The 6,373-nt window shown below is 64.9% G+C and carries 8 protein-coding genes and 1 pseudogene; 6 read left to right on the forward strand and 3 right to left on the reverse strand.

Annotated elements, in window-relative coordinates; genetic code table 11:
- From ABI546_RS10035 to ABI546_RS10045, 3 genes and pseudogenes are all read left to right on the forward strand, one after another.
- Nucleotides 1-1,203 (forward strand): annotated as a pseudogene (locus ABI546_RS10035) (DNA ligase-associated DEXH box helicase); the annotation flags it as partial.
- Nucleotides 1,203-1,907 carry a ligase-associated DNA damage response endonuclease PdeM gene (pdeM, locus tag ABI546_RS10040; protein WP_348046452.1) on the forward strand — a complete coding sequence of 235 codons (705 nt, stop codon included), beginning with the start codon at nucleotides 1,203-1,205 and terminating at the stop codon, nucleotides 1,905-1,907. The pseudogene ABI546_RS10035 and the gene pdeM, both read left to right, overlap by 1 nt.
- 189 nt (nucleotides 1,908-2,096) lie before the next feature.
- Nucleotides 2,097-2,288 (forward strand): hypothetical protein, encoded by a 192-nt coding sequence (locus tag ABI546_RS10045; RefSeq protein ID WP_348046453.1) that lies wholly within the window; start codon nucleotides 2,097-2,099, stop codon nucleotides 2,286-2,288.
- A gap of 40 nt (nucleotides 2,289-2,328) precedes the next feature.
- On the opposite strand, the gene ABI546_RS10050 is transcribed toward ABI546_RS10045, so the two are convergent.
- From ABI546_RS10050 to ABI546_RS10060, 3 genes are all read right to left on the reverse strand, one after another.
- Nucleotides 2,329-2,871 (reverse strand): TPM domain-containing protein, encoded by a 543-nt coding sequence (locus ABI546_RS10050; RefSeq protein ID WP_348046454.1) that lies wholly within the window; start codon nucleotides 2,869-2,871, stop codon nucleotides 2,329-2,331.
- A 5-nt stretch (nucleotides 2,872-2,876) separates the two neighbouring features.
- Nucleotides 2,877-3,752, reverse strand: coding sequence for a TPM domain-containing protein (locus tag ABI546_RS10055; protein WP_348046459.1), 876 nt, complete (start codon nucleotides 3,750-3,752; stop codon nucleotides 2,877-2,879).
- 63 nt (nucleotides 3,753-3,815) lie between these two features.
- Nucleotides 3,816-4,415 carry a LemA family protein gene (locus ABI546_RS10060; protein ID WP_348046455.1) on the reverse strand — a complete coding sequence of 200 codons (600 nt, stop codon included), beginning with the start codon at nucleotides 4,413-4,415 and terminating at the stop codon, nucleotides 3,816-3,818.
- A 51-nt stretch (nucleotides 4,416-4,466) separates the two neighbouring features.
- Between ABI546_RS10060 and ABI546_RS10065 the strand changes: the two genes are divergently transcribed.
- The 3 genes from ABI546_RS10065 to ABI546_RS10075 all read left to right on the forward strand — a co-directional run.
- Nucleotides 4,467-5,312 (forward strand): hypothetical protein, encoded by an 846-nt coding sequence (locus ABI546_RS10065; protein ID WP_348046456.1) that lies wholly within the window; start codon nucleotides 4,467-4,469, stop codon nucleotides 5,310-5,312.
- Between the two features lie 17 nt (nucleotides 5,313-5,329).
- On the forward strand, nucleotides 5,330-5,776 hold the full coding sequence (locus ABI546_RS10070) for a nuclear transport factor 2 family protein (RefSeq protein WP_348046457.1): 447 nt from the start codon (nucleotides 5,330-5,332) through the stop codon (nucleotides 5,774-5,776).
- 8 nt (nucleotides 5,777-5,784) lie between these two features.
- On the forward strand, nucleotides 5,785-6,373 hold a 589-nt coding region (locus tag ABI546_RS10075; protein WP_348046458.1), incomplete at its 3' end, for an alpha/beta fold hydrolase.

Consider the following 6,373-nt stretch of genomic DNA (forward strand, 5'->3'; position numbering starts at 1 on the left):
GTCTGGCGCGTGCCCGATGCGCGGCTGGCGCGGCGCCACCGCATGAACATCGGCACCATCGTGAGCGATGCCAGCATGTCGGTGCAATACCTGGGCGGCGGCCGCATCGGCAGCGTCGAGGAGAGCTTTGCCGCACGCCTCAGGCCCGGCGACTGCTTTCTCTTTGGCGGCCGGCTGCTGGAGCTGGCGCGCATCCACGACATGACGGCCTGGGTGCGGCGCGCCACCGGCAAGCGGCCGGTTGTGCCGCGCTGGAACGGCGGACGCATGCCGCTGTCGACCACGCTGGCCGACGCAGTGGTGCACCAGCTCGCGCTGGCCGGCGAAGGGCGTTACGACACGCCTGAGCTGCAATGCGTGCGGCCGCTGCTCGACATCCAGCAGCAATGGTCGGCGTTGCCCACACCGCAGACGCTGCTGGCTGAGCAGCTCAAGACGCGCGAAGGCTGGCATTTGTTCCTCTATCCCTTCGCCGGCCGTCACGTGCACCTAGGTCTGGCCAACCTGATCGCCTGGCGCGCCGCCCAGCAGGCACCGCGCACGTTTTCCATCGCGATCAATGACTACGGCTTTGAGTTGCTCAGCGCGACCGAGGTCGACTGGCCCACGCTGCTGCCGCAGCTGCTGAAGCCCGGCACCCACGAGGCACTGCTGCACGACGTACTGCAAAGCCTGAACGCCAGTGAACTCGCGCAGCGCCGTTTTCGGGAAATTGCGCGCGTCTCGGGCCTCATCTTTCAAGGCTACCCCGGTGAAAAGCGCAGCAACAAGCAGCTGCAGGCCTCGTCCTCGCTGTTTTGGGAGGTGTTCCGCAAATACGACCCGGCCAACCGCCTGCTGATGCAGGCCCAGCAAGAGCTGCTCGCGCAGGAGCTCGAACTCGGCCGGCTCAGCGCCAGCCTGGCGCGCATGAACACGCAGCAACTGGTGATGCAAACGCTGGCGCGGCCCACGCCGTTTGCGTTCCCCTTGATGGTGGAAATGTTTCGCGAAAAGCTCAGCAACGAAAGCCTGGCCGACCGCATCACGCGCATGGTGGCGCTGCTGGAGAAAGCCGCGGGCGGATCCGTCGCTGTGGGCAGTGTTGAGCAGGTCAAGGGCACGCTGGCCTTTGGGCAGGAGGGCGTGGGCTCCGGCAAGGGCAGGGAAGGCGGTCGCCCGCGCCGTGAACGCAAACCTTCGCGGCCTCTGCCCCCGTTGTGATGATGGACGACGGCGCCACCCCGACCGCCCCGCCGCTGCCCGTGGACTATGCGGGCGAAACCGTCTGGTTGCTGCCTGAGCGCGCCCTGTGGTGGCCTGCCGGCCGCGTGCTGTTTGTGGCGGACCTGCACCTGGGCAAGGCCGCCACCTACCGTGCCCTGGGGCAGCCCGTGCCTGCGGGCACCACGCGTGAGAACCTGGCACGGCTGAGCCGCTTGTTGCTTCACTACCCGCCCGCGCAGCTGGTGTTCCTCGGAGATTTTCTGCACGCCGCCGCTGCACGCACGCCATCAGTGCTGCAGGCGCTTGACGCCTGGCGGGCACAGTTCGCGGCTCTGGACTGTGTGCTGGTGCGCGGCAACCATGACAGCCGCGCCGGTGATCCGCCGTTGTCTTTGGGTATTCGTGTGGTCGATGAGCCTTGGCTGGTGGGGCCTTTCGCGGCTTGTCATCATCCGCAACACCACAAAACACACGCGGTGATCGCGGGCCACCTGCATCCGGCGGTTCAACTGCGCGGACCGGGTCGCGACAGCCTGCGTCTTCCGTGTTTTTGCCTTGAACTGGGGCTGGCCATCGTGCCGGCGTTTGGTGAACTCACCGGAGGCTGGCGCATGCCACAGCAAGCCGGACGCCGCCTGTACCCGGTGGCGGACAGCGCCGTTTGGCATCTGCCGGAGCCCTGGCCTGGTGAATCCGCGTGATGCACCCAAATTTCTAATGAAATGGTGCTTTTGCCCATATGTAATGCGCACCACCAGCTATCAAATCAGGAGCGATTTTGCGGCTCCATGTTGTTCAAATGCCGCAAGGTAACAACTCGTCACCCGATGTGACAGCTGTGGTCCACATCGCCATTTATGGTGACGTGACTGGCGCGTGGTGATTGGCGCATGTTGGCCAGATTCATTTCGACGATCGACAATTCAACCGGCGGGAGGATGGACATGGACAGTGTGCTCGACAGTCTGACGTGGGTGGATGAGCCGCAAAGCAGGGCAAGGCGCTCACGCAAAAACTGGCTCCGGCGCGGGCTGCTGGCGCTGACAGCGGTGTTTGTGCTGGGCGTGCTGCTGTCGGCCTGAGGAAGCCGCCGCTCTCGATGGAGGGCGACTCTGTGCGTTGCTACTGCAGCAAGGGTGTGTCGGGCAGTTCGTTCGGGCCGGCCTGGGCTCCGTTCTCCGAAGTGCCTTCGGCAAAATGTTCCATCAGCACCGCCGAGGTTTCTTCCAGCGCTTCGGTCAGGCCGTCTTCATAGCGCCCTTCGCGGAACGCGCCGGCCATGCGGGCCACCATGGCCTGCCATTGCTCCGGGCTCACGTGGCGCGCCACACCGCGGTCAGCCACGATTTCAATGGCGTGCTCGGCCAGCAGCAAATAAATCAATACGCCGTTGTTGTGTTCGGTGTCCCACATCCGCAGCTTGCCGAACATCGCAAGCGCACGCTGGCGTATGAGCTGCGCAAGGGTGTTTTCCGCACCCAACCGCCACAAGTAGCTGGCGGGCAGTGAAGCCTCCACGCAGATGCGGATCTCGCCGCTGTGACGCCGTTCGCTGGCTGCCACTCGTTGCGTAAGACGCTTGAGCATCTCGGGCGGAATGGCGTGCCGGGCGTCTGACGCATCGAGCCACAGGTGCTTGAGCAGAATCTTGAGCTTGTTCAACATGGTGCCTACCAGTCGCCCGACGCGCCGCCGCCGCCGAAATTACCGCCACCGCCGCTGCTGAAACCGCCACCGCCACCGCCGCCCCAGCTTCCTCCGCCGCTGCTGCCACCGAAGCCGCCCGTGGTCCAGCCCCCTGAAGAGCGGCGGCCCAGAGCGCCCAGGCTGGCCACCAGCGCAAACACCATGCCCGCCACAGTGGCCAGGCCGGCCACGATCAGGCTGCTGGTGAACACCCAGGCCAGCACACCGACCGCACCGCCGGTGGCGAGCGAGCCGAGCTTGCGCCCCAGCACGCCAGCGGCCAGGCGCCCGCCGATCGGCACGGCAAAAAACAGGAACACCGCCAGGTCGGTCCATTCAAAACCGCTGTCAGCCCCCGACACCTCTTTCTGCGCAGGGTTTGGCAGGTTCTCCTTACGGATCAGGGCCATGATCTGCTCAGCGGCGGCATCCAGGCCGCCGGCGAAGTCGCCCTGTTTGAAGCGCGGGGTGATGGCGGTGTCAATCACCTGGCGCGCCGCGAGGTCGGGAATGGCGCCTTCCAGTGCTTTGGTGGTTGCAATGCGGACCTTGCGGTCATTTTTGGCGACGACCAGCAACAGCCCATCACCGACATCGCTGCGGCCAATCTTCCAGGCGTCGCCCACACGCTGGGCATAGGCCGTGATGTCCTCGGGCTGGGTACTGGGCACGATGAGCACCACCACCTGCGCTCCGTGGCTTTGTTCAAACGCGGTGAGTTTGGCTTCCAGCGCGGCACGCTGGTCCGCGTTCAGCGTAGCGGTACTGTCCATCACGTGGGCCGTGAGGGCCGGCACCGGCTGTACACCCTGCGCCCAGGCCGCCAGAGGCAACCACACAGCCAGCAACAACCCAGGCATCCAGCGAAGGCTGCGGCACCCCCATAAACCCACGAGTCGCTGCACGGCTATTCTTGGCAAAGTCTATTTCTTGTTGAAGTCCACTACCGGCGGCACAGAGATTTGCGCCTCGTTTTGCACGGTGAAGTTGGGCTTGACGTTGTAGTGAAAGACCATGGCGGTGAGGTTGCTCGGGAAGCTGCGCGTCAGCACGTTGTATTCCTGGACGGTCTGGATGTACCGATTGCGCGCCACCGCGATGCGGTTCTCGGTGCCTTCGAGCTGCACACGCAGGTCGCGAAAACCCTGGTTGGCCTTGAGATCGGGGTAGCGTTCGCTGACCACCATCAGGCGGCTGAGCGCGCTGCCCAGCTGGCTCTGCGCCGCCTGGAACTTGCTGAAAGCCGCCGGATCGTTCAGGGTTTCCGGTGTGACCTGGATGGAGGTGGCCTTGGCCCGTGCTTCAATCACCTTGGTCAAGGTGTCCTGTTCAAAGGCGGCTTCGCCCTTGACCGTGGCCACAATGTTGGGCACCAGGTCAGCGCGGCGCTGGTACTGATTCAGCACTTCAGACCAGGCCGCTTTGGTGTCTTCGTCCAGGCTTTGAAAGTCGTTGTAGCCGCAACCCGAAAGAAGCAAGCCCAGCATGCCGACAAGAATCAGATGGAAAAAACGGGAAATCATGGCGATGCCTTTCAAAAATGCAAGGCGCAACACTAACATAATCGAATGCTGATGACGCCCCATTCCCCCGCATCCGGCAACCCGCTACAGGCCTTGCAGGCATCGTTGCGCCAGCCGCCCGGCGTGGCCGGCAAGCCGCGCCTGATGGCGGCCGGCGCCACCGGCGCGCTGGGCAACGAAGTGCTGCGCCGCCTGGTGGGCAGTGGGCGTTATGCGCACACAGAAGTGCTGGCCACCGAACCCATGACCACCGGCATGGCCGGTGTCGGCATTGCGCTGGCGGAGGACGCCTCGATGATCGAGGCATGGGCCGTCCGGCCGCAGCGGGTGCATACCGGCCTTGTCATGTTTGAGCCGCCGCGGCTGTATTACGGCCGCGAGCGCGCACTCTGGACGCCGCTGCCGGGGCAATTGCCCGCGCTGGCCCGCTGGCTGAAGCGCTGTGGCGCACAGACGCTCGTGGTGGTGGTGCCGCATGCGGCGGGGCGATTGCCCGACGCGCTCAAGCGCGGCCTGGCTGACCTCGATGAACAGCTTGTGGCGTCGCTGGGCTTTGAGCGCGTGTTGCTTGTGCGGTCGGCGCGCAAAGCCGAGGGACTCGCGGGCAAAAGCTTCCTTGAAAAAACAGCATCCTGGATGCTGTCCACGCTCAAATACATGATTCCCGCGACCGAGCAACCGGTACGGCCCGCCAAACTGGCGGAATTTATCGATGCCGCGCTGCAGGTGTTGCCGCAGGGCACGCATGTGGCAGCGCCAGAACTGCTCTGGCAGGCCAACCAGAGCGGCGACACCGGCCGGCGCGCCGGGCAGGAAGACAACAGCATGCAAGGGATCGTACGAAGGTGGCTTGCTGCAAGGTCCAATCCCGATGAAAATTCAACACCCACTGCCTAGCCGGACTGACGCCTTCCATGCCAAAAACCAAAGTCTCGCCCGCCAGCACCGGCAACGCCGACGACATCGAGGCGGCTTTCTATGAGGCGCTGCAAAGCGGCGATATCGACAAGCTCATGGCCTGCTGGAGCGATGAAGACGACATCGTTTGCGTGCACCCCGGCGGCGCGCGGCTGGTGGGGCCTGCCGCCATACGCGCCGCCTTCGACGCCATGTTTTCCAATGGCACCATCAATGCGCAGGCCATCAAGGTGCGCAGGGTGGAAGCCATGAGCGCCAGCGTGCACAGCGTGCTGGAGCGCATCGACGTGTTGACCGACGAAGGCCCGCGGCATGCCTATGTGATCGCCACCAATGTGTATCACAAGGCCGCGCAAGGCTGGCGCATGGTGGCGCACCATGCCAGCCCCGGCACGCCGCGCGAAATGCAGGAAGTGTCGGAAACACCGACCGTCCTGCACTGAGGACCGCCATGAACTACGCAGCGCCCTGGTGGCTGCCGGGCGGCAATTTGCAAACCATCTGGGCGGCACTTCGATCACAGCGCTACCTGGGCCCGCAGCCCCTGTTTCGCCGGGAGCGCTGGGACACCCCGGACAGCGATTTTGTCGACGTCGACTGGATGCTGGAGGCCAGCGAGCCAGTGGACGCGACCCGCAAAGCCGCGCCGCTTCTGGTCGTGTTTCATGGGCTTGAGGGCTCTTCGGCCAGCCATTACGCAGAGGCGCTGGCCGACGTCGCGCGCGAGCGCGGCTGGGGCTGCGCCATTCCGCACTTCCGGGGTTGTTCGGGTGAGCTCAACCTCGCGCCGCGGGCGTATCACTCCGGCGATTTTGCAGAGATTGACTGGATACTGCGGCGCTTCGCGCTGGCACATGCCGGGCCGGTCGTGGCCGTGGGCATCTCACTGGGCGGCAATGCATTGATGCGCTGGGCTGGTGAGCTGGGCGCGGAGGCCCGCAAGGTGGTGGCGGGCATTGCGTCCGTGTGTTCGCCGCTGGATCTTGCCGCCAGCGGCTGGGCCATAGGGCGGGGGTTCAACCGGCAGGTCTACACCCGCA

This window comes from Polaromonas sp. (genome assembly GCF_039932935.1).
Lineage (GTDB): Bacteria > Pseudomonadota > Gammaproteobacteria > Burkholderiales > Burkholderiaceae_C > Polaromonas.

Excerpts from the sequence above, each read along its gene's own strand:
- ABI546_RS10050 (WP_348046454.1), bottom strand. The coding sequence starts at position 2,871 with ATGTTGAACAAGCTCAAGATTCTGCTCAAGCACCTGTGGCTCGATGCG.
- ABI546_RS10055 (WP_348046459.1), bottom strand. The coding sequence starts at position 3,752 with ATGCCTGGGTTGTTGCTGGCTGTGTGGTTGCCTCTGGCGGCCTGGGCG.
- ABI546_RS10060 (WP_348046455.1), bottom strand. The coding sequence starts at position 4,415 with ATGATTTCCCGTTTTTTCCATCTGATTCTTGTCGGCATGCTGGGCTTG.
- ABI546_RS10070 (WP_348046457.1), top strand. The coding sequence starts at position 5,330 with ATGCCAAAAACCAAAGTCTCGCCCGCCAGCACCGGCAACGCCGACGAC.
- ABI546_RS10065 (WP_348046456.1), top strand. The coding sequence starts at position 4,467 with ATGACGCCCCATTCCCCCGCATCCGGCAACCCGCTACAGGCCTTGCAG.
- ABI546_RS10045 (WP_348046453.1), top strand. The coding sequence starts at position 2,097 with ATGTTGGCCAGATTCATTTCGACGATCGACAATTCAACCGGCGGGAGG.
- pdeM (WP_348046452.1), top strand. The coding sequence starts at position 1,203 with ATGATGGACGACGGCGCCACCCCGACCGCCCCGCCGCTGCCCGTGGAC.